This is a genomic window from Mucilaginibacter sp. P4_A11, from assembly GCF_056402535.1.
This window is the reverse complement of record NZ_JBFUHE010000012.1, coordinates 44,884-70,447: the sequence shown is the minus strand read 5'-3', so window position 1 is coordinate 70,447 and position 25,564 is coordinate 44,884. Positions and strand designations below refer to the sequence as shown.

The window sequence follows — 25,564 nt, the reverse complement described above, 5'->3', positions numbered from 1 at the left end:
TTTTGTGAAGATAATTGATTCCCGATAATACAAGGCAAAACCGGGAGCCATGTGTATTACCAGCCCGGGTTTTGGACCATATTATCGTTCTTCAACACCTCGTCGTTAGGGATAGGGAACAAGTAATCGCGTTTCTTAAATACCCTTGTTTCCAAAAGCGTTTTGTTATAAAAGCTATTATCGCTTTTGGTCATATCCATACCAAAAAATTGTCCCGCATCAGTGGTTTCAGCTATTTTCCATCTGCGTGTATCAAAATAACGCACGTTTTCAAAAGCCAATTCCACACGGCGCTCGCTCTGGATGGCCAAGCGCATAGCGGCCTGGCCAGCGGGTGCAGGCAAGCCTGTGCTGCCGTATAATGGCACACCTGCGCGTTGACGGATCAGGTTAAGATATTTCAGAATATCCGCGTCTCCCGGAGTCGACTCGTTTAGCGCTTCAGCATAATCCAAATAGATATTAGCAAGCCTTAACATAATAGCTCCCCTGGCACCATCACTTGTAGTAACATCTTTACGCACTGTGTAACCGGTTGGTGTAACATCAGACGTACTTTGCGAGCGGCCAGAGTTACCGTTTAAAGTAAAATCGGTAATAAGCGTTGAACCCGACACCTGATTTAACCAATAACTGCCGGTGTAGGTGATGCCCACATAAAAACGGGGCTCTCGACCTACCCATGGATTAAACGTATTCCTGGCGGCTACGTCAAAAGGAGCCTTAAAGCTTGAAAAACCAGTTGAAACATAACCCGATGCAGGATCTTTGATAGGTAAGCCATTGGCCATAGCATAAGCATCAACCATAGTTTGCGTTGCACCCAATGCTCCACCACCCTGGTTGGCACCACTTGGAGTTGCAGCGCCAACGTGTTTTGGAGTACGGTCGTACTGTGTAAAGCTGCCACTATTTGATCTCGCAAAGATCCATTCACTATTCCAATCGGTAGTTACTACATCCCGGCATGATTTATAAGCGGCTATAAAAGGATCAGCATCTGTTTCATGGTAGAGATCATAAGTAGTTGGCACAAAAGTGGCAATGAATGTTTTGGCAGCAGTAGCCGCGGCAGTCCATTTAGTTACATCAACAGCTTGGCTTATTAATACCTTACCATCTTTGTTTTTTAAAGATGCCATATCAGTATTCCCGTTGTAAAGCGGGCTGGCTTTGAGCAGTAAAGCCTCTACCTTGTAAGCTTTACAAATACCGCTGGTTATCCTTCCGTATTGCGCTGAGTTTGGAGTTGCCTGTAAATCAGCAGCGGCTCCGTCAAGTTCCGAAACAACAAAATCTATACCTTCATCAAATGAATTGCGGGGTAACCTTAAATCGGCGATAGGGGCGTTAACATCCAATATCTTATCACCAATAATTGGCACCGGCCCGTAAGTACGCAACAACCAAAAGTAAAAAAGGGCACGCAACCCACGCGCTTCAGCTTTATATGTCTTTTTTACGTTAACATCAACTTCGGCCGGATTAGCACTGTCAATGTTTTGCATAAAATAAGTTGCATTACGTATAGCTATATAATAGGCATTCCAATAAAACCCCACGTCACCATCGGTATTGCTCCAGGTGCTGGCATTCATGTTATTACTGTAGTTGAAATCCCAGTTATATTTAGCCTCATCAGATGATGCTGTCCATGGGCCCGAGTTATTGGTACCGTTATATCGTTGCGTTAATTCATCGGGGATGGTATTGTAAATATTAGCTAAAAAATTATCGGTATTAGTCCTGGAAGTAAATATTTTATCGGTTGTGATAATATCATCCGGAACCTGGCTCAGGTATTTTTTGCATGAACCCAAGCTTAGCGCAAGCACACACAAACCCATATATGTATATTTTTTCATTTTCTCTTAGTTATCGATTAATACTTTAAAAATTAGCCTGAACACCGAATGTTAATGTTCTTGTATTCGGGTAAGCGGTACCGTTAGTGGTATTAAGCTCCGGATCCCATAGTTTGAAAGGGCTCCAGTATAAAAGGTTCAGGCCTTGTACATACACCCTACCGGTTTTGAAACCAATAGTCTTGAGCAAGCTCTTTGGAAGGCTATAGCCTAAATCGGCTGTTTTTAAACGGACGAAATCTATATTCTTAACCCACCACGATGATGCTACCGCATTGTTTTTATTGGCACTGTTGCCATAAGCCAACCGAGGATAAAAAGCATTAGGGTTTGGATTTTCAGGTGTCCACCTGTCTTCAGCTATCGCAAAAAGATTACTGCGCTCAGCACCGGTACTGTTGTTAAACGGAATTATACCATCGCCGCTAATTAGCCTGTCGGCACCAGCTACGCCCTGGAAGAATACGCCGATGTAAAAGTTTTTGTATTGTAAATTAAAGCCTATGCCGTAAACAGTTGTAGGTACATCCCCATTTCCGATACGGGTTCTGTCGTTTGCGTCAATTTTACCATCGCCATTCAAATCTTTGTACCTGATATCGCCGGGACGCACAGTTCCAAGTTGTGATTGGCTTGGGGCAGCATCAATTTCTGCCTGGTTTTTGAAAAGCCCGGTAGCAACATAACCAAAGGTAGCCAGATAATTTGTGCCCCTGGTTTCCATATATGGATAAGGCTGAGGAGCCTGGTCGTTTTCAATAACCTTATCGCGGTTATAAGTAAATGTACCACGCACGTCAAGTGTAAAGGCTCCTATTTTTGTAGGGTTGAGTGCTATTGTTGCATCAATACCCTTATTGGTTATTATACCAAGATTTCCCTGAGGCGCGCTCACAAGACCAACCAATGCAGGGATAGAGGCCCTGTCCAGGAATACGCCGCTCCTTCTTTCATGAAAGAGATCTACTGTTAATGAAAATAACGATTTAAATGCCTGGATATCTAAGCCCAGATCCTGTTTATGTGACCTTGCCCACTGCACATCGCTACCATAACTGGTAATTGCTGTACCGCCATAGCTTGTATTACCACTGGCCGAACCATTACCAAATGTATAGCCGCCTGCACCTGTACTTACCAATGTCAGGTAGCCAAATCGCCTGCCATTACCGCCGGCTTGCACACCACCGTCGCCCACGATACCGTCAGAATACCTGATCTTCGCGAAGTCTACGATTTCTTTAATAGGCTCATAAAATTTCTCGTTAGATAGTACCCACCCCACGCCAAACGATGGAAAAAATCCGAACTTTTTAGCTGGTGCAAAGTTTTCAGAACCGTTGTAACCAAAGTTACCTTCGGCAAAGTATTTATTATCATATGAGTAAGTAACCCTGCCGGCCAGGCCCTGATTACGATAAGGAAGCGATCCTGTTAAATCCGTCGCGGAATTTAGCAACTGCTCTCTTTGGTTAAATAAGGCCAAACCTGTGATGTGACTCTTTTTACCAAAGCTTTTATCGTAATTTAAAGAGGCCTCGGTGTAATACTGACGTGTACCGTTGGCATCGCCCTGGGGAAAGAAACCAAGCTGATCCGAGCCTTGCTGAATAACATTTAAATTAATTGAGCCGTCATCGTTGTAAGGATTGGCCCTACTTATTTGATACCAGCTCCTTGTACGGGTACGGGCAATAGTATGCGTGTTATACACATCAAATGAGTACAATGCATTAAACGATAATCCGGGCAGCAAAAATTTCAAATCCTGCGTTAACCTTGCGTTTGACAAAACCTGGTTAGCGAAGATATTTTGATAACCTGTTTGTGTTACTTCTGCATACGGATTGGGCTGCGCGCCGGCCGAACTTACGCCTGGTACCAGGTTGCCCGGGTACATCACAGGGTAAAGCACAGGGTTAGTTTGCATCACATCGGCAAATGCACTATTAGGGCTTACACCCGGATAGTTTGTATTGCTAATGTAACCTTGCACACCTAAATCAAACTTGGTAGTGCTTGTCCAGTTCATGGACACGTTTGAGGTAAAATTGTAGCGTTTAAACTTGGTTGTAGCATCATAGCTTTGCAAGGCATCTGTTTTCAGCAAACTCTCCTCATCATAATAAGCTCCGGATACATAATAAGTAGCCGTTTCAGAACCGCCGCGGGCACTGAAGTTAGCCCTCCTGTTTTGAGCTGTGCTTTTAAATAAAGCATCCATCCAATTTACATTAGGGTAAAGATTGGGATCAAGATTTTTGATAGTTGCATTGATATAGTTGTTACTATATTCTTTGCTCTGGCCACTGGCCAAACGGGCCTCGTTCCTGAGCATCATGTATTCAACACCGTCGGTTAATTCCGGACGTTTGGTAAATGATGTAATGCCCTGGTTATAATTAAACATTAAAACCGGTTTACTATTGGTGCCTTTTTTAGTATTAATCAATATTACACCGTTAGCACCAGCTACACCATATACCGCGGTAGCCGACGCATCCTTCAAAATAGTGAATGAAGAAATATCTTCAGCGTCAAGACCATTAATATCTCTGCCCTGCACACCATCAATAATGATTAACGGAGATGCGTTATTACTGGCATTAAACGTGGAGATACCACGGATCCAAAGATCGGCGCCATTTTGCCCCGGTAAGCCTGACCGTTGTACACCAACCAAACCACTGATGCGGCCTGCTAATGTTGCACTCAGGTTAGCAACGGGCTGCTTAATATCCTCAAGGTTTACTGTTGACTGCGCACCTACTACGCTGATCTTTTTTTGCTGGCCGTAGCCCACAACTGCAACCTCATTTAAGCTATTGGCCGCCGCCTGCAGCGTAATAGTAAAATTAATTTCATCTTTAACTGCCGCAGTAAAAGTTCTGAAACCAATAAAGCTCACAGCAATTGAATCGCCGCGGCTGGCCTGGATGCTGAAGCGACCTTTTTCGTTGGTAACAGCTGCTGTTTTAGTTTTCAGGTTGCGTACTGTTACGCCGGGCAACGGGAGGTTAAGTTCATCCTTAACGGTACCGGTTATTGTTATTGCCTGGTGGGTTTCCTGCGCCCGAACGTTCATAACAAACGCCATACATACCAGGGCGATATACATGAGTTTGTTATTCCTCAAGCTTGCAAGAAAACCTTTTAAGAGTCGAATTTTTGACATAGTTTCTTATTTGTTGATTGAAAAGTATTTTGATTGATTAATTGGCTGTTTACTGCGGAACGTTAGTTACCCGCCATTCAGCCATTTGGAATAAGTCATCGCCACCGTTAGCCGTTATATTAAGCCTGTAATAGGTATAAGTTTTATCGTTGGTGAATGTGTAATTATTAGTTTGTCCACGAGCCGCGAAGGTTTCATTGGTACGGGTGTCCAATACCGTCCATGCGCTGCCATCATTTGATCCGGCGAGATTCCAGTTTTTAGGGTCTCTTCCAGGTGCGTCATTAGCAGAGGTAAGGGTATAACTGGTAATGTGCTGCGCCTGCTTAAATTTTAACTGGATATAAAACGTTGGATCATAAGTAAAAATCAGGAACTTGGTACCTGTATCACCATCGGTTACTCTTACTGAACCTTCAGTGGCGTTTGCCCCACCGGTATTTTCAATATTTGTAGACAATGTTCCCTCGGCGGTTACATCCTCCGGATCGGGTGGCAAAAGAGCATAAGTTCGCTGCTTATCCTTTTTGCAACCCGCACAAAAAATCAAGGCGATACAAAGCATTGCCAATGCCCGCCTGGTTAGTTTTAAAACATTCATAGATTAATTTGATTGTAGTTAGAAAATTGGAACATATATATTATTAATTAATAAGCTGTTATGAAAAATAAGCGCTATAATAAAAAAGCAATAAGATTCCTGTTCGCCATTGACGAAGTCTTTTTTTTAATAATTCCTTACCGTTAAAGAAGGATTATTTCAGAAGAAAAAATGGGGCCTGCCGCAACCCAAACTACCCTAACAATATGCCAATACAAAGCCATATCAGTATTTTTTCCTGAAGATGAAAGGCATAATATGATGATAGAATTTGCGGAGAAATTAAAACACGTACCTGTAATTCAAAATTGCTCTCATTGGTGATGGTGGCTAAGTTTAGTAATTGAAAGATAGTAAGTCCGATTAATATTTTATTGATAAAACGTTTTACCAATTATAAAAAATCATCCATACGCAACACATCTTTCGTTAACAGTAAAGCTAAGGAAATAATAACATTAATAAAACGTTTTACCATCATTTTTTCAATATGTATACTTTCCCACACCTATGTCAATGCGCTTCCAAATGTCAATACATTCCACCATTTAATCTCGCCAATGGGGCTATTTTTCAGACAATAAGCAAGTAGTTATATTATTTATACAATCACTAACAATCTGATAACAAGTTAGATAACACAATTATTCATTTAAAAATAATTATTAGGTATTTTGCCTGCAGGCTAAAAGCCTCCCCGCAGCTGTGGCTGTGAACACATTTAAAAACAACACCATGGAAAATATTAACAATATCTGGTATGTAACAATCCTGTTAAGTGCAGTTGCCGGCTTTTGCGACACAGTAACTTTTGTAGCCGCGGGTTCTATCTTTTCGGCACATGTTACGGGCAATTTTATTGTATTCGCTTTCCAGGTTATTAAGGGATCGGATCCGCAGGCCTGGATCAAACTACTCTCCTTCCCGGTTTTCGTTGCAGCGGTAATAACTGGCGGGCAAATAGGTTCCCAACCAGGCAGGAGGTACCGGCTATTATTTATTGAAGGTATCCTGCTCCTGCTAAGCGGAATTTTTTCCGTGTTTGTAAAGCTTTATTTCATAACCGACTGGGGCATGCACCTTACCGCAATGATGGTTGTATTTGCCATGGGTCTCCAAAACGCTTTCGGTAAACTTTATGCCAAAGAAACCTACGGTCCCACCACCATGATGACCGGCAATGTAACCCAGGCTTCACTTGATCTTGGCAGTCTGATCTTTTCCGCATTTAAAAACCAGGTTAGCCTGCAAAATTTAAAACAACAGACCATTACCATAGCTGGCTTTTTAACCGGTTGCCTGGCCGGCGCTTTCATGGCAAAAAGTTTCGGTTTGTATGTACTTTTTGCTCCCGGATTAATATTAGTTGTATGTTATTTAAGTACCGCCAGGCGGGCTGCAACAATTTAAAAGTCCCTCAATACCTGGATAATCACTATAAAACATTACTGGTAACGAGAGTGTTACAACTTAAACAGAACCTAACAGGTAAATTTGATCAAAGCCTCTAACAATTATGAACCATATCAACAAAGAAGATATCAATCAGGAAGTATTTGACCTGTATGATGATTACGCGCATAACCGCCTTGACAGGCGCACGTTTATGCAAAAACTATCCATGTATGCAGTGGGCGGCCTAACCGTTACGGCATTAATGAGTTTCATGATGCCCGATTACCAGGGCGCCATCCAAATAAAACAGGATGATCCGCGTTTAAAATCTGGTTATATCAATTACCCTTCGCCCAAAGGAGGCAAAACAATTAAAGGGCTATTATCGGAGCCCGCAGATGCTAAAAAGAAGTTGGGCGGTATTGTGGTAGTTCATGAAAATCGAGGTCTGAACCCCTATATTGAAGATGTGGCAAGAAGAGCTGCCCTGGCCGGATTTATTACCCTCGCGCCTGATGCCCTTTCGCCCCTTGGCGGTTACCCCGGCAATGATGATGAGGGACGTGCCATGCAGGCTAAAAGGGATAAAGGCGAAATGGAGGAAGATTTTATAGCTGCCTTTGAATACCTGAAAAACCACAAAGATTGCAATGGTAAGGTGGGTGTTGTAGGATTTTGTTACGGTGGAGGGATTGCCAACATGATGGCCGTACGTGTTCCCGACCTGGCTGCGGCTGTTCCATTTTACGGAAGTCAACCAGCCCTTGAAGATGTTCCTAAAATTAAAGCGCCGCTACAGCTGCACTATGCCTCACTGGATACCCGCATCACGGACGGCTGGCCGGCATATGAAAAAGCTTTAAAAGAAAACGGGAAAAAATACCAGGCCTTTATTTATGAAAACGCGAACCACGGTTTCCACAACAACACTACGCCTCGCTATGATAAAACCGCGGCAGAATTAGCCTGGAAACGGACGATCGACTTTTTTGCGGAATATTTAAACTAAAGGCCGGGTGCCCGGCCTTTTTGTTATTCAAAAATATTGTACAGGGGAAGGTACCTTATTCTTTCGGGGTATCTTCTTTATCTTCATCTTCCCGCTCTACCGTTATGGTACATTCTGTAACCAGGGCGGCCAGGGTACCTACAGCAGCAAACACGGGTGCCAGTATCACCCCAAAAAGGCCTACCGATAACGGAAAGGTCATTAACTCTTTACCATGTTTATCCGAAATGGTGATCCTGCTTGCTTTACCTTCGTTAATTATCTCTTTTATCTTTCCCAATAACGCTTCGCCGTTAATTGAAAATGTTTCTTTGGTGCTCATGTTTTTTCTAAGTTTTATGTTTTAGATGAGCATACCATCCCCTTGTTACAGATTCTGTTAAATATGACATTGTAATTTGTAGTGGATCGCTACCCCGCTTTACAGACTTACCTCTACCTTTTTACCGGTTTTAACCGCAAGATAAATAGCGTCGATAAGTTTAAGATCCTTTACCGCTTCTTCGCCATTCACGGGTACTACCGGCTGTTTATTTTTAAATATGATATCGGCCATTTCGTCCATTTGAACGGTTTGATGTGTGGTGATTGGCTGATTAAGCTCTCCTAAATGGGTACGGCCCCTGATTGGTCCGTAACCGGTAGAAGGCTGCATTTCGGCAAATCCTTTTTCGCCATCGAGGAAAAAGCGGTCGAGATTGTTCATATTATAGGTAGATAAACAGGAAGCTACTGCCCCGCTCGGGAAACCGAACTGGAATTGGATGGTCTCATCAACCCCTTCTTTGAATTTCACTGTATCCGTTTTAGTTTCCTGGGCGGTTACCCATATTGGCTCCTCCCCCGTCATGTAACGTGCTCCATTGATGGCATAAATACCTATATCCATCATGGAACCACCGCCCGCCAGCTTTTTATTCAACCGCCACTGTGTAGGATCGCCGATGGTAAATCCACATTGCCCCTGAAAAAACCTGATCTTACCAAATTCACCACTTTGTCTCATCCTAATTACTTCAAGCGTTTTGGGTTCAAAATGCATGCGGTAGCCAACCAGCAATTTTACATTGGCCTTTTTACAGGCATCAACCATGGCCTGTCCCTCCTGTGCATTAACAGCCATTGGTTTTTCGCATATAGCGTGTTTGCCGGCTGCTGCTGTCCTTATCACAAAATCATGGTGCAGCCCGTTGGGAGTGATAACATATACAGCATCGATGTCCGGGTTATTTTTTATGTTATCGAAATTCTCATAGTTGTAGCAATTTTTTTCGGGGATGCCGTATTTATTTTGCCACACTTTAACTTTCGATGGTGTACCGCTGATCACGCCTACCAACTTAGCTTTGGTACACTTCTGCATAGCCTCGGCAACCATGGTTCCGTAGCCTCCAAGCCCCAAAATGGCTACACGCAATAACGGGCCGTCATAAAATGGTTCGGTTTTATTTGTTTCTGCCGACCATCCGGCATATGGCGCAAGATGCAGGGCCAGAGCGGATAAGCCCAATTTTTGTAAAAAATCACGACGAGAATTCATAGGTATGTTTTTTGGTTGATGACAATTTACATATTTCCGAAGAAAATGCACCTAAGTCATCTGATTTTTACAGGGAAGCGGTGTTTGAAGTAATTCGATTTCGTTGAAATTTCATACCGAAAATTTCCACACGAATGCTTTTCAAGGCATCTACAATTACGAATTACACAATCTTTCTATCGAAGCCTGTGATCGGTGTTATCACCGTACCACATGATTAGCATGGCGGATTACTAATTAAACGTCCCATCAGGGTCTCTCGGAGAGGAAATGAATTTAAAACCCCAACTAATCCAAGCCCTCTATAATTACATCCCTTTAGGCTGATTTGCCGGTTTAACCGCCCAGTTATTCCCTGATTTATCGTTCAGATAGATTTCGAGCTTACCGCCGTTCCTGATCTCGCTGAAACGGATAAAATTATCAGGCATTAGTTTGCCGTTCAATTTCACCGCGCGGATATACATTGATTTTGAGCTTGACTTATGACTGATGATCTCAAACTTTCTTCCATTTTGAAGTGTAATGGCAATTTTATCGAACAAAGGCGAACATAACAGGTACTCGTCCGAAACCGGGTTTACGGGGTAAAAACCCATTGAAGCAAACATATACCAGGCCGACATTTGCCCCGCATCATCATTTCCTCCCAAACCACCGGGACCATCGCTGTACTCTGTGGCTAAGATCTTACGTACGGCCGCCTGTGTTTTCCATGGAGATGGAGTATAGTTGTACATAAAAGGAATCTGGTGCCCGGGCTCGTTGCCATGCCAATACTCGCCTTTATCAAACAGGCTATCTAATGATTGCTCCAGTTTGTTTGTACCCCCCATCAGCTTTGCCAAACCGGGCACATCCTGCGGTACATAAAACGTGTATTGGCGTGCTGTACCCTCTGTGATAAAAGTTGCCTTTTTATCCGGATCAAAAGGAGATACCCAGGTGCCATCGGCATGTTTACCGCGGACAAACCCCGTTGACACATCAAATACATTGGTATAATATTTTGCCCGTTTGCTGAGTGCCGTATAGTCGGCAGATTTTTTTAAAGCTTTTGCAAATTGTGCCAATGCATAATCGTCATATGCATACTCCATCGTGCGGCTCACCTGCTCCATTTTATGAAAAGCATCGCGTACGCTATCTTCTAAAGGGATGTATTGATATTTCAAATAACTATCCAGCGCCCTGCGTCCTTTGCCTTCCACATAATCGGCTCGGTTAGCAGGCAGTTCAAAAGCATTATGCCTTAAAATTTGGTAAGCATCATTAGCATCAAAATCGGTGATCCCTTTTAAATATGCCGAACTGATCACGGAAGCTGTATGATCGCCTATCATTTCGGAAGTATAACTGTTCCAGCATGGAAAAACGGGCATCCAGCCGCCTTGCTTACCTTTCAGGATCAGTGACTTTGCCAGGTTATTGATCAAAGATGGGTTCAGGATCTCAAACAGCGGCAACTGTGCCCGGTAAATATCCCACATCGAAAAATCATCATAATAATTACCGCCCGATAACTTTTCAATCTGGTAATTACCAGAAAACCGCGGGTACTTGCCATCAACATCATTAAAAAGACGTGGGTGCTGCATGGCGTGATAAAACGATGTATAAAAGATCCGTTTATCTTGCTCGCTGCCGGTTGAAACGCTGATCTGCCCTAAAGCTTTTTCCCATCTTGATTTGCTGTTTGCTACAGCCCTGTCAAAATCAAACCCGGGCATCTCGGCCTGCAGGTTTTTACGGGCGCCATCCAGGCTGGTAAACGAGGTACCTATCCTGATCCTTAGATTTTCGCCTTTATTGAGCTTGAACCCTGCATAAATGCCTGTGCCTACATCGTTTTTGATGCTATCGGCAGTAAATATTTTATCGCCTGCAAAGGTTCCTGTTTTACCTAAACTTCGTTCAAATCTGATCACAAAGAAACCGCTGAAACCTGCGCTTTTCCCCCAGCCCTGATAAATACGGTGCGCCGGGTTATAGCCCGATATTTCGCCGGTTTGCCTATCTACTTTTACAAAACCTTCATGATAATCACTGTTTGCTTTGATCAATAAATAAAGACTGTCTGCCTGCTCCATAGTAAACTGCATCATGCCGCAACGTTCGGTAGCGGTTACCGCGGCTTTCACTTTATACTGGTTAATATTTACGCTATAAAAGTAAGGTGATGATAGTTCATCAGTATGTTTAAATATTGCGCTATAATTAGCTGTTTTTAGCTTGCCTGTGATGGGCATAATAGTGAAGCTGCCATAATCTTGCGTACATGAACCGCTTAACCAATGCGAGCCACGGAGGCCGTTAAATACACTGTCTTTATAATAATAAGGAGGGACGCACTTAGTTTCACCGGATTCAGTTTCTGCTGTCCATTGCGTCATGCCAAAGGGGGAAGTGACCGCTGGAATAGTATTGGCAAAGCGTGTATCTGCCGCCTGGCCGTGCTTTAGTGCCGACGCCGTAGTGGCGATAGCCGTGCCCGCCATCGGTTGTACATATTTAACCAGGTCCTGCGCAAAAACAGAATATGGAAACAACAGCAGGGTAATATAAATAAACCGGTTTATGAGTTTTGGGGTGAAGTTCATTTCAGACGGGTATTAAACAAAAAATATTGCGGTAAAATACAGCAATCATCGCTAATACTGTTATTCGAAAGAAGTAAAATATTGTTAAAATTTTACCAAAAAACACCCGGCGGGTCCTTGAAATTTATTAACCGGCAATATATCAGCAAATATGTCTAACTGGGGTCACGATTTGTCCGGTTCAGGGCATTAGCCATTTTCATAAGGTTAGTGTAGGTGTACTTTTGTTATGCCAACGATGAGGAAAGCATCTGATGGTGAACTTACTAACAAACTAAACTTGGAAAACATGAACAACGAAACAACATTCAGCCGCCGCCGCTTTCTTGGCATCTCCGCATTAACAGTTGCAGCAGCAGAGTTAGGCGGCCTCGGTTTACTTAAAGCCGAAACCAGGCGCACAGATTCACCAGCCCAACAAAATGCTCTTTTTTCTACCGCCTCTTTTGATAGTATCAAACAAGTAAAAGCAGGTGTGCTCGATATTGGTTATGCAGAAAGCGGTCCGGCAAACGGGCAGCCTGTTATTTTGCTTCATGGATGGCCATATGATATACATAGTTATACTGAGGTATCAGCCATACTTGCCAAAGCCGGTTACAGGGTGATTGTCCCCCACTTGCGCGGTCATGGTACAACACAGTTCCTTTCGGCACAAACCTTCAGGAACGGACAGCAGGCAGCAATAGCTACTGATGTCATCGCACTCATGGACGCGTTGAAAATAGACAGCGCCATTATTGGCGGGTTTGACTGGGGCGCACGTACGGCCAACATCGTGGCAGCATTATGGCCTGAGCGTTGTAAAGCAATGGTTTCGGTAAGTGGCTACCTGATAGGCAGCCAGGAAGCAAATAAAAAACCCCTGCCACCAAAAGCAGAACTATCATGGTGGTATCAGTTTTATTTCAGCACAGAACGTGGCCGCATGGGCTATGAGGCTAACAGGCGTGATTTTAACAGGCTTATCTGGGAAACTGCATCCCCTACCTGGAAATTCGACGACGCTACTTTTGCACAAACAGCTCCTTCTTTTGATAACCCCGACCATGTTGCTATCGTGATCCATAACTACCGCTGGCGCCTTGGTCTCGCCGAAGGTGAAGCAAAATATGATGACATGGAAAGAAGGCTGGCAACCGCGCCTCCGATCATTGTACCTACCGTAACCCTTGAAGGCGATGCCAACGGTGCCCCTCACCCTAAACCTGAAGATTATGCCATCCGCTTTAAAGGCAAATATGCACACCACACCATTAACGGCGGTATAGGGCACAACCTGCCACAGGAAGCCCCAAAAGCTTTTGCAGACGCGATCATAGAGGCCGAAAGTTTTGCCAAATAAATTTATAAAAGAGCTTAAAGCTAACAGAACAAAACATATTTTAACAGATAACTGTCAACCGGCTGCAATATACCCTCCATTGGTCAAGGTTAATTGCAGCTGGTTTGTTTTTTTGTTACCTCAGGGTATCTCGCAGATTTAATTAACCAAGAGTAAATCCTCCCCTTTTGACTAAATTTAACAACGGTTATTTTGATCCAACACACACATCTTTCAGGAATAAATAAATAGCTTTATAATCATCAATTAGTTATACTACCTTCCTTAACCCTATTGAGCTATGAAAAAACTTTTGTTCCTGTTACTCGCCGCCTTTCCTGCATTTAGTTATGCGCAAAAAGATTCCATATTGGTACTATCAGATGTACATGTACGGCTGGACACAACATGGAGTACCTTTTATCATACAGACACAGATTCCTCGCTCTTTCTGTCGGCAATCAAAAATATTAAACCAGGGAAATACCCATTCATCATCATGCCAGGTGATCTGCTCAAACATAAAGGTCATAGCAAGCAAGTAATGAAAACGACGTTTGCCTATATTATTAAACACGTCCACAACATAGATAAACGCTCGATCATCCTGCCTGCGTTAGGAAATAATGATTGCATGGCACATAATGTACCCGACGCTGAGACCTACGACGTTTTCTATAAATCCCTGCTTAAACCAATTGACCAGAATGGGAAAATAAAAAAGACGTTTTATAAAGGAGGGTATTATGCTTACGAAAAGAATGGGCTATCAATTATTGTATTAAACACGGTGCTTTTTATGAGCGAAAATAAAAATCTGGCACCGGCAGCGCGAGCCGAATTAAAATGGCTGGAATATAAATTAAGTACACTTAAACCCAATCAATCGGTTTGGCTCGTTTACCACGTCCCTCCGGGTATCGATCGTTATTCAAAATCACCTTCATGGCAGGATAGCATCCAGTTAGCGTATACACATATCATTAAAAAATATGCTTCGCTTATCAAATTTCAACTGGCAGGGCATACCCATATGACGGACGTTAAATTAATGGTCGACAAAGGAAAGCTGCTCTCCTCTGTTGTGATAGCGCCGGGCCTGGATACACGGAACGGAAATAATCCTGCCTACCAGGTGATGCATTACAATAAACTGGATAAAAAGATAAACGAGATAACTACGTATTATACCGATTCCATGAGTAATCTCCAATGGCATTCCTTTACTTTCAAAGATCTTGGTTTTAAATTCCTGTTGGATTGTAACCGCGATAGCAGTACAGGAGTCGAGTTTGTTAAGCATTACACTGTAGATAGGGGCACTACAAAGTCTGAAGACGGTGCAGCTATCGCCTGGAATGACGATTTTTGCACTACATCGAAAATAGATCATTGAGTGTTCAATTGAACAAAAGATTTAAAAAACTCCCCTCTTGAGAGGGGGCGCGGAGGAACGAGTGGTAGCAGGGGTGTGTTTATGCGATTAGCTCATCAAAGCAGAGACACACCCCTCCACCCCTCTCAAGAGGGGAATCGCACAATGCCACACTCTTTTTATTAAGTTAACGGTGATGGCGTAACCTATTCAAGCATCAATGACGGCCGGAAGTAGCGGCATCAAACACCCTTCGTCCCCTCAGGGTCTCTCATAGAGGACCCTGAGGCTGACAATTATTTCAGATCGGTAATTTTAATTCAATTAATCATAGCTACAGGCATAGCGCAGAACATCAGGGTCCTCTGCGAGAGACCCTGATGGAACAAGAAGTTAACGGCCATGGCGTTGACATCTATCGCCTGTTCAAGCATCAATGATGGCCGGGCGTGGCTGCACCAAACACCCGGCAAAAATTGCCGCCTCCTATCTTGCCAATTTCATCAGCGGTAAAGCCGGTTTTTAACATGACATCAACAACAGCATAATAAAACCCGGCTTTCTGATCCTGCCATGCCTCGTTTGTGCGTTCGCCAACCCTACCCCTGTTCTGACCGCCGCCACCAGGACCATTGCTCCCGTTATTGCCGGGACCATTAGGACCGTTATCACCAGGGCCTCTGTCGTGATGATCATCGGGGCCACCACCCGGCGGCGGACCTTGATTACCGGGCTTAGGGCCGAAACCACCGCCAGCTCTGAAAGCCGGGGTCAGTTTGGTATCGGTACCTATACAAACATGTTCAACCCCGATAACATCTACCAAAGCCCGGATGTTTTGGGCATATTCTAATGGACTATCGGCCAAATGTGTCCATACGCCAATTACGCCGCCTGCATCGGCAACTATTTTTGCCTGCTCCTTGCTGATGAGCCTTGGCCGCATCATACCGGCCATATTAGGGTTTTGACCTAATTGTGTATCAAGCCCTGTATGAGAAATGATCACCGGGCTGGCAGCCAGTTTAAGAGCAGCAGCGATGGTTTCTCCATTAGCATGTGCCAGATCGATAAGAATCCCAAGTCGGTTACATTCTTTAATAATATCCGCACCAAACGCAGTTAAACCACCCCTGCGTGCGGGGCTTGTGTATACATCACCCAATGGTACAGATGCATCGTTGTCATGAAGCAATCCGAGGTGCCTCAATCCCCGGTCATAGGCTACAGCAAGCCGGTCCAGTTTTCCCTCTAAAAAGTGACCTCCTTCAATAGACTGGATCACGGTTGGCTGGTGCTTATCATGAGCAGCTTTCAAATCTGCCAGGTTCAAAGAACGCTTTATACCATTATTTTTTAGTTGCTGATCCATGGCGGCAAGGCCATTCAGGAACCGGTCGTAGGCTTCTCCCGGGTTAGTCAGCTTTTGATAATCGAGCGCGAAGGTCATGCAGATGGCAGATAAGCCGGAGCGTTTCATTTCGCCGGCAAGGTCGATTTCCGGACCAGGCAATGCGTCTGCCGTGAGTGGGACGTCGATATGATTATGTGTATCAATACCGATTGTTGCGGCTACAATGGCGGCTACCCTTGGGTCTATTTCATCCATAGCCCATATAGCCAGCGGGCTCAGCATCATTGCGGCCCCTGTACCGGCAAGAGTAGTAATAAACTGGCGGCGCGACCATGTTGATTGAGATCTTATCATGATTTTAACATTGTAAACTTATTAAGCGAAACTATTCAAATATAGCCGGTAGCCCATTCACAGGCCAGTGCAATCGGCGTTCACCCGCTTTTCACCGACTAAGCCTTAAACTAACCTGATGTACAACCTGTAACCCGATACTGTCAGGCTTATGTACTAAATTTCAGATCGACGATTTTGGTTACTTCCTGAAACGAAAAGGTTCAATAGCTTTGCGATCTAACAAAGAAGAACTAATTATTATGGAATACTCAAAAACCTATGTTGCAAAAGATGAGCATATAGATGTGCAGGAAATTATGGATGGTTTATACTATCCGTTTTACATGGAATATTGCAGGCATGATTATATCAGGGAAATACTGGGCTTTGATTTTGAAACCGAAGCAAAAAACGGCATTTACATGGTACTGTCAAACTATAGCATCAGCTTTTTAAGGTCATTAAAAAAAGGTGATGAGTTTAAAGTTACCTGCACCTTGTATACTGATAAAGGTGGCTTACCCAAACTGCACTTTAAACAATCTATCATATGCAATAATAAGGTAATGACCAAAGCTGTGTTTACAGGAACCTGCGTACCGGCAACCGGCGGAAGACCATATTTACCGGCATCTGTACTGGAGAAAATAAAAGATGCCCCTGTTCTTGAAGATTAAAAATCTATCTCCGGTTAAAAAGAAACAAATAAAACGAGGCCTTTCCGATATGGAAAGGCCTCGTTTTATTTGTTTAAACCTGAAATACAGGTGCAGCTTAACGTATTGTTTTTATAACGCGGCCGGCGCTACGTATACTGCTGAATAGAGTTTACGGAACATCAGGTAGGTTACTGTTACCATGATAAATGCAACGATAGCATCTATAGTAGCAGCAAAATTAAGTACAGCAATTTTGGATAAGAAAGCAAATATGATATCGAAAAAGATACCTGCAAATACCCATTCTTTTAACCTAAGCAACCTGTTAGGTGTTAAAAGCACGGCGACGCCCGCAAGTTTGGCAACACCAAGGATGTAGATGAAGTGCGGAGGATAGCCCAACTTTAAGGTTATATCCCATACAAACTGGTTTTTGGTAAGTTCGCCAAATCCGCTTGCTGCAAACCATAGTGATGTTAGCGCTGCGCCTATCCAATAGATTGTTTTTACTGTTTTTGTTGTCATGATATGTAGTTTTTTAGTTGTTTGATGACTCAAAATTGTGGCAAAAACAGCCCATATTTAAGCACTTTCAGGACGAAGCAGACAAACTAACCTGCCGGCCGGACAATCTGGAACCCGACTATCTTACAATACCTGTTTTATATTGTCAGATCTTTTTTAAATTAAAACATCCGATACTATATTTGCCTCCCACAAATACCCTAATTCTGAATCACAATGGATGTCGAAAAAAATCCTTTTGCCAAAAAATCAGATATCGAGAGAGCTGGCTTTAATCTTTGCCTGATGTCGCTGATGACATTGTTATGGACAATAGTGGCGTTTATCGGTATGCGTAAAGAATTATACTCAGTAATCTTAATATTATTTCCTATCCTGTGCTACTTCCTTGTTAGAAATGGATTAACCTTATTTAAAGCCGCTAAGTTGTTGCCTGAAGAGGCCAGTGAAAAAGATAATGCACGCGATAAGAAATTCAATTATATTTTCATTGGCGAGGGCGTAGGAATTTTATTAGGAGTTAACATCGTTAACAATATAGGTCATCCTGAGCTTGATATGCCGGTTATAGCGCTTGTAGTAGCCCTGCATTTTTTCCCACTGGCCAAATTGCTTAACCGCCGGGTTTTATATACAGTAGCCATATGGGGTACGGTTATTGCGATTGCAGGTATTTTATTAAGTATAAAAAATATCCTTCCAGTAAACGGCATTATGGCTTTTACTGGCGTTGGAATGGCTGTCGCTACTTCGGGGTATGGGCTTTATACCCTGCAATCCGCACGAAACTATATTAGCCGGTAATAAACTCCAGGTTTAAATGCCTTATTCTTTGAGTAATTATATTGCCAAACCAGAGCCTTTTCATCTTAACGCTAATTGCCGCTTCATTACCGAAGCTTTATCCTTCATCCTAACAAATAACCGAATCAATTTCCCTTTTTTAAAAAAAACATCAAACTGTGTAGTTTTTTTGCTTCTCAAAAAAAGGCGGGATCTTGAAAATTTCGCATTGACTTCTGACAATGGCGTTTTTCGAGCCAATTCATCGAGAAATTAAAGAGAGTTGAAAATTGGGGTGAGACCCTTTTAAAAAATTTCTAATAAAGCTATTGTTTATGGAGATTTTTTAAAAAATAAGCATACGGTTGATTAGTATTTTATATCATCTTTCAATAAACGTGGTGGTGATATAACTGTCGTTCACCTGCCAGAAATAGGGATCAAAGACAATACTCATTTTGCCTTTGATCCCGATTTGAATAATGTGCAAATAGCTGATCTCCTATCGAAATGGTTAAAGAAAAAGACCTAAATAAGTAATAATGGTAGAAATGCCAGTAATTTGTATACCAAGAAAACCCTGTTGGATCCTGAATTTGCAAACATAAAATGATATGATAAAAAAGGCAACAATATATGGGGTATTGCTAAGTACTATTTTAATTGTGCTTACGTCGTGCTCCATGGCACAAGGGCCAACAATTGCAAATGAAGCATCACCAACAGAAAAAGGTGACGCAGTGAAGGATAAAAAGATATTGATCGTTTATCTGTCACGCACAAAAAACACCAAGGCGCTTGCAGATATTATCCATCAAAAAGTTGGCGGCACGCTGGTAGCATTGGAACTGGCGACACCTTATCCTGAAAACTACCAGCAAATAGTAGCACAGGTAGCCAAAGAAAATGAAACAGGATTTCTGCCACTGTTAAAAACAAAGATTGACAGTATGGAACATTATGATGTCATCTTTCTTGGATTTCCAACTTGGGGGATGCAATTGCCACCGCCTGTCAAAAGCTTTCTGCACCAATACGATCTGAGCGGAAAAATAGTAGTTCCTTTCAACACTAATGCTGGTTACGGTGTTGGCCGAAGCTTTAAAACGGTCAAACAATTATCTCCAAAAAGCGAAGTATTGGAAGGATTTACGACCAAAGGCGGTGTGGAACGGGACGGAATTTTATTCGTGATGGATGGGGACAAAGAAAAGCAGGTTAAGGCAGAAGTAAAGGCATGGTTGAAGAAAATAGGTTTGATTGATTAATAATCCGGAAATGATCATGGGGAAATTCTTAACATCAATAATCGTAATAATGGCGATAATAGTTTCAACGACGGCTAACGCTCAAACCAATACAGCGCAAAATTTAAGCGCTAAACAAGAGGCAATTGCCCGCATTTCGGCAGTTACGGGGAAAGGTGATCTGTCAAAACTAAAAGTGGAACTGAATACCGGCCTTGAAGCCGGACTGACCGTTAATCAGACCAAAGAAGTCATTGTTCACGTTTATGCCTATGCCGGATTTCCCCGTAGCATTCGGGGACTGCAAACTTTTATGACCGTTTTAGATGAACGGAAAGCCAAAGGCATTAGTGATGTAATGGGTACGGAAGCATCTCCCATAAAAGATGAACGCAACAAATATGACCGGGGTAAGGCTGTTTTAGACACGCTTTTAGGCGCTCCGCAAAACGGGCCCCAACCAGGCTACGCGGCATTTGCTCCTATCATCGAAGTATTTCTAAAAGAACACCTTTTCGCCGATGTTTTTGAAAGGGATGTTTTGAGCTATGCTGAGAGAGAATTGGCAACTGTGTCGGTACTTGCCAGTATAGGCGGTGTAGAGCCGATGTTACAATCGCATATGAAGATCTGTTTGAAAGTTGGATTGACAGCTGGTCAGCTACAGCAATTTGTAGGTATTATCCAACAAGCGATCGGCAAAAAAGAAGCTGAGGCTACACAAAAAGTTTTGGATGAAGTACTAAAAGACAAAAAGTAAAAGATGAAAAGTTATCATTAATAATAGCAATAGCAAACTATGAATATGGCAAATGCCCAATCAACTCAAAAAGCGTATCAATCCAACCCGTTTACGCTGGTATCTGATGAAGCCATAACCAAAAATGAAAAAGGTAAAGTAAACAGCAAAACTTGAGAAGTAAAGATTTAAGAATAACTAAACGAAGGAAATAATGAACAAAGCATGTTTAAAAATTAGTGTCTTAATTGTTTCCGTCATCGGCTTACTGGGGTTGTGGTCATGTAACAATGCCAGGAAGCAACATTCAGAAACAGAGCAGGCAAATACAAGCATGATTTTCCCGAAAGGCATAAAAGTAACGAGCGATAACTTCACAGGAACGGTCTGGCTCAATTATCTGGCACAAAACGATACTACCTACAACGTAAATATTGGTTCGGTAACTTTTGAACCGGGAGCAAGAACCAACTGGCACTATCACAAAGGAGGCCAGATACTTCTTGTAACGGAAGGTAAAGGCCTGTACCAGGAAAAAGGGAAACCAATCAAGGTTATTAAAAAAGGGGACGTAATAAAATGCCCACCCAATATAGAACATTGGCATGGAGCTACATCTGCCGATGCCATGACGCACATTGCCATTGGAACTAATACTAATGTAGGTGGGGCAGTATGGTTGAAGCCGGTAACCGACAAGGAATACCAAGCATCATTAGATAATCAAATCAATTCATCCCAGAATTAATTTTAATCCCCGCCAATGGTTGATAAATTTGTTTAATCATTAAAACGTGTTTCCTTCCTGATAAGAAAACTCCCAATCACTAAAACGTCCATTCCGGTTTGGATGAAGCAGGCCAGTGCTTCAGATACAGTATTGACTATCGGTTCGTCCATCCTGTTAAAAGATGTATTGATGACTACCGGACACCCCGTAAGCTTATAAAAAGCGTTGATCAGGTTATAAAAATCAGGATGACTATCCCGCCCTACAGTCTGAACCCTGGCAGAAAAATCCACATGTGTTACCGCCGGGATCGTTGACCGTACCTGCTTCAGCAGATCAACCCCGTAAATATCCTGATTTTCTTTAGAAGGAGAGATTCTGACCTCTTTAGCAACATCGGCGACCATCAGCATGTAAGGGCTTTTCCCGGTCATATCGAAGTAGGATGAAGTGTGTTCTTCTAAAATTGCAGGGGCGAACGGCCTAAAAGATTCCCGAAACTTTATCTTTTGATTGAGTATGTACTGCATTCGCTGATCTCGTGGATCCCCAAGTATGCTTCTGGAACCAAGCGCACGCGGGCCAAACTCCATCCGGCCTCTGAAATATCCTACCACTTTCCCCCCGGCTATTTCTTCCGCGACGGCGCTGTAATAGCGGTCTTCGGTTAGCTCTTCAAACCTGACATTTTCGTTTAAAAGTTGCGTTTTGATATCCTTGTCCTGCAATGATGGGCCCAATAAAGCATTTTGCATTTTATCCTCCGGAAAAGTTATCGGCCTTGAGTTCCCCAAATAGTCGTAGTACACTGCATAAGCAGCCCCTAATGCACCACCGGCATCGCCGGCAGCTGGTTGTATCCAGATATTTTTGAAGCCCGATTGTTGAAGGATTTTACTATTGGCAACACAATTTAATGCCACACCTCCTGCCAGGCAAAGATTGCTTATCTGAAATTCCCGTGAAAGATTGACAGTTATCTTTAACATGATCTGTTCGGCGACAGCCTGGATAGACCTGGCTACGTCCATATGGAACCTGGTGAGGGCAGCTGACGGCTCACGGCGCGGATTGCCAAACAACTGTTCAAACGCAGACCCCGTCATAGTCAAGCCCGTACAATAACTGAAATACTTTAAATTTAGTCGGAAGGATCCGTCCGGCTTGAGATCGACCAGGTGTTGGAATATAAGGTCAACAAATGTTGGCTCACCATACGGGGCCAGTCCCATAACCTTATATTCGTCACAGTTTACCTTAAAACCCAAATAGTAGGTAAACGCGGAATATAACAAACCTATGGAGTGCGGAAACCTGATTTCCTTATGGAATTTGATGTTATTACCCTCTCCAACGGATACAGACGTGGTTGTCCACTCACCAACCCCATCTGCTGTAAGTATCACCGCCCTATTAAAAGGTGAAGGATAAAAGGCCGAGGCCGCGTGTGACATATGATGTGTACTGAATAATAAAGTAACCTTCTGAACATTAAAGGCTTCATCTGTTTTCTTCAGTTCCTGCAATAGCTTCTTTTTTAAAAATAGCTTTTCTTTTAACCAGAGCGGCATCGACTTTATAAATGCCAGGAAGCCTTTCGGGGCGAAGGATAAATAAGTCTCTATCAGTCGCTCAAATTTTAAAAAAGGTTTTTCATAGAAAACGATGTGATCAACTTCATTCAACCCGATTCCGCCCTCCTGCAGGCAATAACGTACAGCGCGGGCAGGAAAACTTTCATCGTTTTTTTTCCTGGTGAACCGCTCTTCCTGTGCTGCAGCAATAATCAGGTCATCTTTCAGAAGACAAGCTGCACTATCGTGAAAAAAAGCGGAGATTCCCAGTATATACATGCGCTTAAAATAAAGTGTAGATGAACGGTGCCAGCGCAGAGCCCTGCGCCAGAATCAGTAAAAGCCCCAATAAAAACAGGATAGCGAACAACGGTAATAACCAGTAGCGCTTACGTGAGCGCAGGAAGTAAAAGAACTCAAAAATTATTTCCATGATTTTGAATTTTAAGATGAATTAAAACTGCCGCTTATAGGATTCTTTTTCAGGCTGTTCCGAAGGCTGCCAGTAACTTACCAGGTGTTTTTGCGCCCTCGCTTCAATTGTTGTTTTTTTAAACAGCCGGAGTAAAAAGGCGAGAGGCGTGATGATCAGGAAAAACATAAGGGAAAGTATGGCCGCTGTGTTGATCATACCCAGGATTTCACCTGTCTTATCCCATATCTTCCTGACGGGGTTCAATAAATTCGGAACTGTAAAGGCTGTTAGTATCAGGATGAGGCCCACAACGCCGGGTATGAAAGTGAGTTTGTGTTTAAAAAACACAAGGCATATATCAAGGACAAGGAAAGCAATACCGGTTACCCATCCAAATTTCCTGTTGATCTTTTTGTTTTCCATAACTTACCTCAGAAGTGTTGTTTTGTATTTCCTGGCAGCATCATCAATACCTATGGATTGGAAATCAATCGCGATTTTTTCCTTAAGCGTATGATCGCCTGGTGACTGGGCCAGCTTGCTTTTTATTTTCATAATATCTTTAACTGTTGCCAACATAACCGGTAAACTAACATCCTGCGGATGTAGTTGCATACCCTCCTGGATATAAGCCATTGATTTTTCCGGCTGGTCTGTTTTTAAATACACGAGATACATATTCCGGGCATTCTCGAATGAGGGTTCCTGATCATAGGCCATTTTAAAATAAAATGTGGCATCCTGAAAATTTCCAAGGTCGAAACTGAGCCTGGCAGCATAAACTTTGTAGGTAATATTTCGCGGAGACTCCAACAGCACAGCCTCAACGGCTTTCAACGCGGTCTTTTTGTCGTTGGATTTCATGCTATATTGGAATAATTTATTGATGGCATCAGTCCAACTGATCCTGTTTACAGCCAAAGCTCCCGCCAATTGCTCATCCAACGAATTTCCACGCTTAAAACCAGTAGAGATTGGTTCATTAAAGGGCCAACCCGACTTTAACATCATAATGGTATACGCTCCGTAAAGAGAATCTATCGTGGTAACAGGCATCCGCCTTAAAAGATCCTCAAATGACATTTCCGGGCCGGCAGTCGCCTTGATAAGTTTTGATTGCTGAATAGATTGATAAAAAGCATCTGAAAGAAGTGCGTAACCATATAGATTGGGGTGTACATGCTCTAAAAGGGTCTCCGTCCCCAATATCTGGTGCGGTGAATGTACCTCGAAAATTTTCCTGGCATCAACCAGGTGAACGTTGTTATATTTTGCCGAAAGCGCGGTGATGATCCTATTGATAGTATCTGGTCCCCGGAACCGGAGCAGGTCCAGTTCTTTTGCCTTAACAAATTGCTTTTTTGCTGCCGGATAATCTTGCGAAGCATATAATAGGCTGCCTTTTTTAAATGCGGCTTCGGCATTTGCTGATACTTTCCCATTGCTGATAAAAGGGTGCTGGTCTTTTTCATTACTCACAAGGGTGCTTAAAAACACGGGGATGGATCTACCCTGCAATAGCCTGCAGAGTTCGTCCATATTGGTTTGAAACTGCCTGATGCCCGTGTCATATTCTCTGGAACCATAACTGATCTCCTGGCTGGCCGCCATTCGCTTCATCAGGTTTTCTCTTTGATCAATGGTTTTATTTGCTGCGCCTTTGATATTCCTGAAGCAGTTTTCGATTAACTGAACAACCCGGGAACGGCGCAGTGCAAGAACCATCTCAACCAGTGTACGGTTGTTGGCAATATTGCTGGTTGAACCCACGCCCAAAGCCCCGTAATATTCATTATGCCCGGTGTAAATCAAAACCGCGTCGGGTTGAAAATCAATTACCTGTTTGCCAAAATCAAGCACCGTATATGAGTTTACCGCTGTAAGCGAAACATTTATAACCTCGAGATTGATTCCGGGATACATATGCATTAAACGGTATTGCAGCCAACGGTGAAACGAGCCATTATGCAGATAAGGATAACCCGCCGTAGTCGATTCGCCCAATACAAATATCCTGAACGTGTTACTGCCCTTATCTACTTTAAATGGCTCAATATTTCCCTTTGTTGCATTGGCAGTATCAGAAAAATACCGCTCAGACGCGTATTTATTCATAACCCAGTAAGACTGGTCATCAGGATAACGTATAAACAGATCGGTATTATGCCCATATCCGGAAACGCGTAAAATGAGTTCAAACAGAATCAATACCACAACGGGAGTAACCAAGGCCATCGCCTTGAACCATCTTAATTTCTTTTTAGATAATGGTATGTCTTTCATGAATCATTGAATTTTTCCAGGCACTTAACATCTGT

21 protein-coding genes are annotated in these 25,564 nt (G+C 42.9%); 9 read left to right on the top strand and 12 right to left on the bottom strand.

All coding sequences use genetic code 11. The features are described from left to right. Positions 1-56: 56 nt before the first annotated feature. From AC1DUD_RS21580 to AC1DUD_RS21570, 3 genes are read right to left on the bottom strand one after another with little or no spacing between them, the layout of a single operon-like run. Positions 57-1,865, bottom strand: coding sequence for a RagB/SusD family nutrient uptake outer membrane protein (locus tag AC1DUD_RS21580; RefSeq protein ID WP_477378206.1), 1,809 nt, complete (start codon positions 1,863-1,865; stop codon positions 57-59). 25 nt (positions 1,866-1,890) lie between these two features. Beyond that, complete coding sequence (locus AC1DUD_RS21575) at positions 1,891-5,040, bottom strand: SusC/RagA family TonB-linked outer membrane protein (protein ID WP_477378204.1); 3,150 nt, start codon at positions 5,038-5,040, stop codon at positions 1,891-1,893. Positions 5,041-5,089: 49 nt separating this feature from the next. Next, positions 5,090-5,641 carry a discoidin domain-containing protein gene (locus AC1DUD_RS21570; RefSeq protein WP_477378202.1) on the bottom strand — a complete coding sequence of 184 codons (552 nt, stop codon included), beginning with the start codon at positions 5,639-5,641 and terminating at the stop codon, positions 5,090-5,092. Positions 5,642-6,376: 735 nt separating this feature from the next. On the opposite strand from AC1DUD_RS21570, the gene AC1DUD_RS21565 reads away from it, so the two are divergent. Together AC1DUD_RS21565 and AC1DUD_RS21560 are read left to right on the top strand one after the other, a co-directional pair. Further along, positions 6,377-7,051 (top strand): YoaK family protein, encoded by a 675-nt coding sequence (locus AC1DUD_RS21565; protein ID WP_477378200.1) that lies wholly within the window; start codon positions 6,377-6,379, stop codon positions 7,049-7,051. A 106-nt stretch (positions 7,052-7,157) separates the two neighbouring features. Continuing rightward, complete coding sequence (locus tag AC1DUD_RS21560) at positions 7,158-8,045, top strand: dienelactone hydrolase family protein (RefSeq protein ID WP_477378198.1); 888 nt, start codon at positions 7,158-7,160, stop codon at positions 8,043-8,045. Positions 8,046-8,100: 55 nt separating this feature from the next. Here AC1DUD_RS21560 and AC1DUD_RS21555 read toward each other — a convergent pair whose 3' ends face one another. The 3 genes from AC1DUD_RS21555 to AC1DUD_RS21545 all read right to left on the bottom strand — a co-directional run bounded on the left by AC1DUD_RS21555 (position 8,101) and on the right by AC1DUD_RS21545 (position 12,185). Continuing rightward, positions 8,101-8,367 (bottom strand): DUF4342 domain-containing protein, encoded by a 267-nt coding sequence (locus AC1DUD_RS21555; RefSeq protein ID WP_477378196.1) that lies wholly within the window; start codon positions 8,365-8,367, stop codon positions 8,101-8,103. A 99-nt stretch (positions 8,368-8,466) separates the two neighbouring features. Continuing rightward, positions 8,467-9,585, bottom strand: coding sequence for a Gfo/Idh/MocA family protein (locus AC1DUD_RS21550; RefSeq protein WP_477378194.1), 1,119 nt, complete (start codon positions 9,583-9,585; stop codon positions 8,467-8,469). 308 nt (positions 9,586-9,893) lie between these two features. After that, complete coding sequence (locus tag AC1DUD_RS21545) at positions 9,894-12,185, bottom strand: GH92 family glycosyl hydrolase (protein ID WP_477378192.1); 2,292 nt, start codon at positions 12,183-12,185, stop codon at positions 9,894-9,896. A 289-nt stretch (positions 12,186-12,474) separates the two neighbouring features. On the opposite strand from AC1DUD_RS21545, the gene AC1DUD_RS21540 reads away from it, so the two are divergent. Together AC1DUD_RS21540 and AC1DUD_RS21535 are read left to right on the top strand one after the other, a co-directional pair. Then, positions 12,475-13,530: an alpha/beta fold hydrolase gene (locus AC1DUD_RS21540; RefSeq protein WP_477378190.1), complete on the top strand. Its 1,056-nt coding sequence runs from the start codon at positions 12,475-12,477 to the stop codon at positions 13,528-13,530. A gap of 280 nt (positions 13,531-13,810) precedes the next feature. Then, entirely contained in the window at positions 13,811-14,905 is a 1,095-nt protein-coding gene (locus AC1DUD_RS21535; protein WP_477378188.1) for a metallophosphoesterase family protein, read from the top strand. A gap of 412 nt (positions 14,906-15,317) precedes the next feature. Here the strand turns inward: AC1DUD_RS21535 and AC1DUD_RS21530 are convergent, their stop codons facing one another. Continuing rightward, on the bottom strand, positions 15,318-16,592 hold the full coding sequence (locus AC1DUD_RS21530; protein ID WP_477378186.1) for a dipeptidase: 1,275 nt from the start codon (positions 16,590-16,592) through the stop codon (positions 15,318-15,320). 242 nt (positions 16,593-16,834) lie between these two features. Between AC1DUD_RS21530 and AC1DUD_RS21525 the strand changes: the two genes are divergently transcribed. After that, positions 16,835-17,251, top strand: a complete 417-nt coding sequence (locus AC1DUD_RS21525; protein ID WP_321555184.1) for an acyl-CoA thioesterase — start codon at positions 16,835-16,837, stop codon at positions 17,249-17,251. A gap of 111 nt (positions 17,252-17,362) precedes the next feature. Here the strand turns inward: AC1DUD_RS21525 and AC1DUD_RS21520 are convergent, their stop codons facing one another. After that, positions 17,363-17,758: a DoxX family protein gene (locus AC1DUD_RS21520; RefSeq protein ID WP_477378183.1), complete on the bottom strand. Its 396-nt coding sequence runs from the start codon at positions 17,756-17,758 to the stop codon at positions 17,363-17,365. A 216-nt stretch (positions 17,759-17,974) separates the two neighbouring features. On the opposite strand from AC1DUD_RS21520, the gene AC1DUD_RS21515 reads away from it, so the two are divergent. From AC1DUD_RS21515 to AC1DUD_RS21500, 4 genes are all read left to right on the top strand, one after another. Next, on the top strand, positions 17,975-18,562 hold the full coding sequence (locus AC1DUD_RS21515) for a hypothetical protein (RefSeq protein WP_477378181.1): 588 nt from the start codon (positions 17,975-17,977) through the stop codon (positions 18,560-18,562). Between the two features lie 593 nt (positions 18,563-19,155). Next, the gene (locus AC1DUD_RS21510; protein WP_477378179.1) at positions 19,156-19,809 is read left to right on the top strand and encodes a flavodoxin; all 654 of its coding nucleotides are present in this window, start codon (positions 19,156-19,158) and stop codon (positions 19,807-19,809) included. A 49-nt stretch (positions 19,810-19,858) separates the two neighbouring features. Next, on the top strand, positions 19,859-20,548 hold the full coding sequence (locus tag AC1DUD_RS21505; protein WP_477378177.1) for a carboxymuconolactone decarboxylase family protein: 690 nt from the start codon (positions 19,859-19,861) through the stop codon (positions 20,546-20,548). A gap of 193 nt (positions 20,549-20,741) precedes the next feature. Further along, a complete protein-coding gene (locus tag AC1DUD_RS21500) occupies positions 20,742-21,275 on the top strand; it encodes a (R)-mandelonitrile lyase (protein ID WP_477378174.1) in 534 nt (177 codons plus the stop codon). A gap of 32 nt (positions 21,276-21,307) precedes the next feature. Here the strand turns inward: AC1DUD_RS21500 and AC1DUD_RS21495 are convergent, their stop codons facing one another. Genes AC1DUD_RS21495 through AC1DUD_RS21480 form a run of 4 tightly spaced genes read right to left on the bottom strand, consistent with a single transcriptional unit; the run spans position 21,308 to position 25,529 of the window. Continuing rightward, a complete protein-coding gene (locus tag AC1DUD_RS21495; protein WP_477378172.1) occupies positions 21,308-23,110 on the bottom strand; it encodes a carbamoyltransferase family protein in 1,803 nt (600 codons plus the stop codon). Between the two features lie 4 nt (positions 23,111-23,114). After that, positions 23,115-23,264 carry a DUF5989 family protein gene (locus AC1DUD_RS21490; RefSeq protein WP_477378170.1) on the bottom strand — a complete coding sequence of 50 codons (150 nt, stop codon included), beginning with the start codon at positions 23,262-23,264 and terminating at the stop codon, positions 23,115-23,117. Positions 23,265-23,285: 21 nt separating this feature from the next. Next, positions 23,286-23,669, bottom strand: a complete 384-nt coding sequence (locus tag AC1DUD_RS21485; RefSeq protein ID WP_477378168.1) for an SxtJ family membrane protein — start codon at positions 23,667-23,669, stop codon at positions 23,286-23,288. A gap of 3 nt (positions 23,670-23,672) precedes the next feature. Continuing rightward, a complete protein-coding gene (locus tag AC1DUD_RS21480; RefSeq protein WP_477378166.1) occupies positions 23,673-25,529 on the bottom strand; it encodes an SGNH/GDSL hydrolase family protein in 1,857 nt (618 codons plus the stop codon). Positions 25,530-25,564: the final 35 nt, after the last annotated feature.

Bases quoted from the DNA above. Each gene is read 5' to 3' on its own strand.
- AC1DUD_RS21580 (WP_477378206.1), bottom strand. From the start codon at position 1,865: ATGAAAAAATATACATATATGGGTTTGTGTGTGCTTGCGCTAAGCTTG.
- AC1DUD_RS21575 (WP_477378204.1), bottom strand. From the start codon at position 5,040: ATGTCAAAAATTCGACTCTTAAAAGGTTTTCTTGCAAGCTTGAGGAAT.
- AC1DUD_RS21570 (WP_477378202.1), bottom strand. From the start codon at position 5,641: ATGAATGTTTTAAAACTAACCAGGCGGGCATTGGCAATGCTTTGTATC.
- AC1DUD_RS21565 (WP_477378200.1), top strand. From the start codon at position 6,377: ATGGAAAATATTAACAATATCTGGTATGTAACAATCCTGTTAAGTGCA.
- AC1DUD_RS21560 (WP_477378198.1), top strand. From the start codon at position 7,158: ATGAACCATATCAACAAAGAAGATATCAATCAGGAAGTATTTGACCTG.
- AC1DUD_RS21555 (WP_477378196.1), bottom strand. From the start codon at position 8,367: ATGAGCACCAAAGAAACATTTTCAATTAACGGCGAAGCGTTATTGGGA.
- AC1DUD_RS21550 (WP_477378194.1), bottom strand. From the start codon at position 9,585: ATGAATTCTCGTCGTGATTTTTTACAAAAATTGGGCTTATCCGCTCTG.
- AC1DUD_RS21545 (WP_477378192.1), bottom strand. From the start codon at position 12,185: ATGAACTTCACCCCAAAACTCATAAACCGGTTTATTTATATTACCCTG.
- AC1DUD_RS21540 (WP_477378190.1), top strand. From the start codon at position 12,475: ATGAACAACGAAACAACATTCAGCCGCCGCCGCTTTCTTGGCATCTCC.
- AC1DUD_RS21535 (WP_477378188.1), top strand. From the start codon at position 13,811: ATGAAAAAACTTTTGTTCCTGTTACTCGCCGCCTTTCCTGCATTTAGT.
- AC1DUD_RS21530 (WP_477378186.1), bottom strand. From the start codon at position 16,592: ATGATAAGATCTCAATCAACATGGTCGCGCCGCCAGTTTATTACTACT.
- AC1DUD_RS21525 (WP_321555184.1), top strand. From the start codon at position 16,835: ATGGAATACTCAAAAACCTATGTTGCAAAAGATGAGCATATAGATGTG.
- AC1DUD_RS21520 (WP_477378183.1), bottom strand. From the start codon at position 17,758: ATGACAACAAAAACAGTAAAAACAATCTATTGGATAGGCGCAGCGCTA.
- AC1DUD_RS21515 (WP_477378181.1), top strand. From the start codon at position 17,975: ATGGATGTCGAAAAAAATCCTTTTGCCAAAAAATCAGATATCGAGAGA.
- AC1DUD_RS21510 (WP_477378179.1), top strand. From the start codon at position 19,156: ATGATAAAAAAGGCAACAATATATGGGGTATTGCTAAGTACTATTTTA.
- AC1DUD_RS21505 (WP_477378177.1), top strand. From the start codon at position 19,859: ATGGCGATAATAGTTTCAACGACGGCTAACGCTCAAACCAATACAGCG.
- AC1DUD_RS21500 (WP_477378174.1), top strand. From the start codon at position 20,742: ATGAACAAAGCATGTTTAAAAATTAGTGTCTTAATTGTTTCCGTCATC.
- AC1DUD_RS21495 (WP_477378172.1), bottom strand. From the start codon at position 23,110: ATGTATATACTGGGAATCTCCGCTTTTTTTCACGATAGTGCAGCTTGT.
- AC1DUD_RS21490 (WP_477378170.1), bottom strand. From the start codon at position 23,264: ATGGAAATAATTTTTGAGTTCTTTTACTTCCTGCGCTCACGTAAGCGC.
- AC1DUD_RS21485 (WP_477378168.1), bottom strand. From the start codon at position 23,669: ATGGAAAACAAAAAGATCAACAGGAAATTTGGATGGGTAACCGGTATT.
- AC1DUD_RS21480 (WP_477378166.1), bottom strand. From the start codon at position 25,529: ATGAAAGACATACCATTATCTAAAAAGAAATTAAGATGGTTCAAGGCG.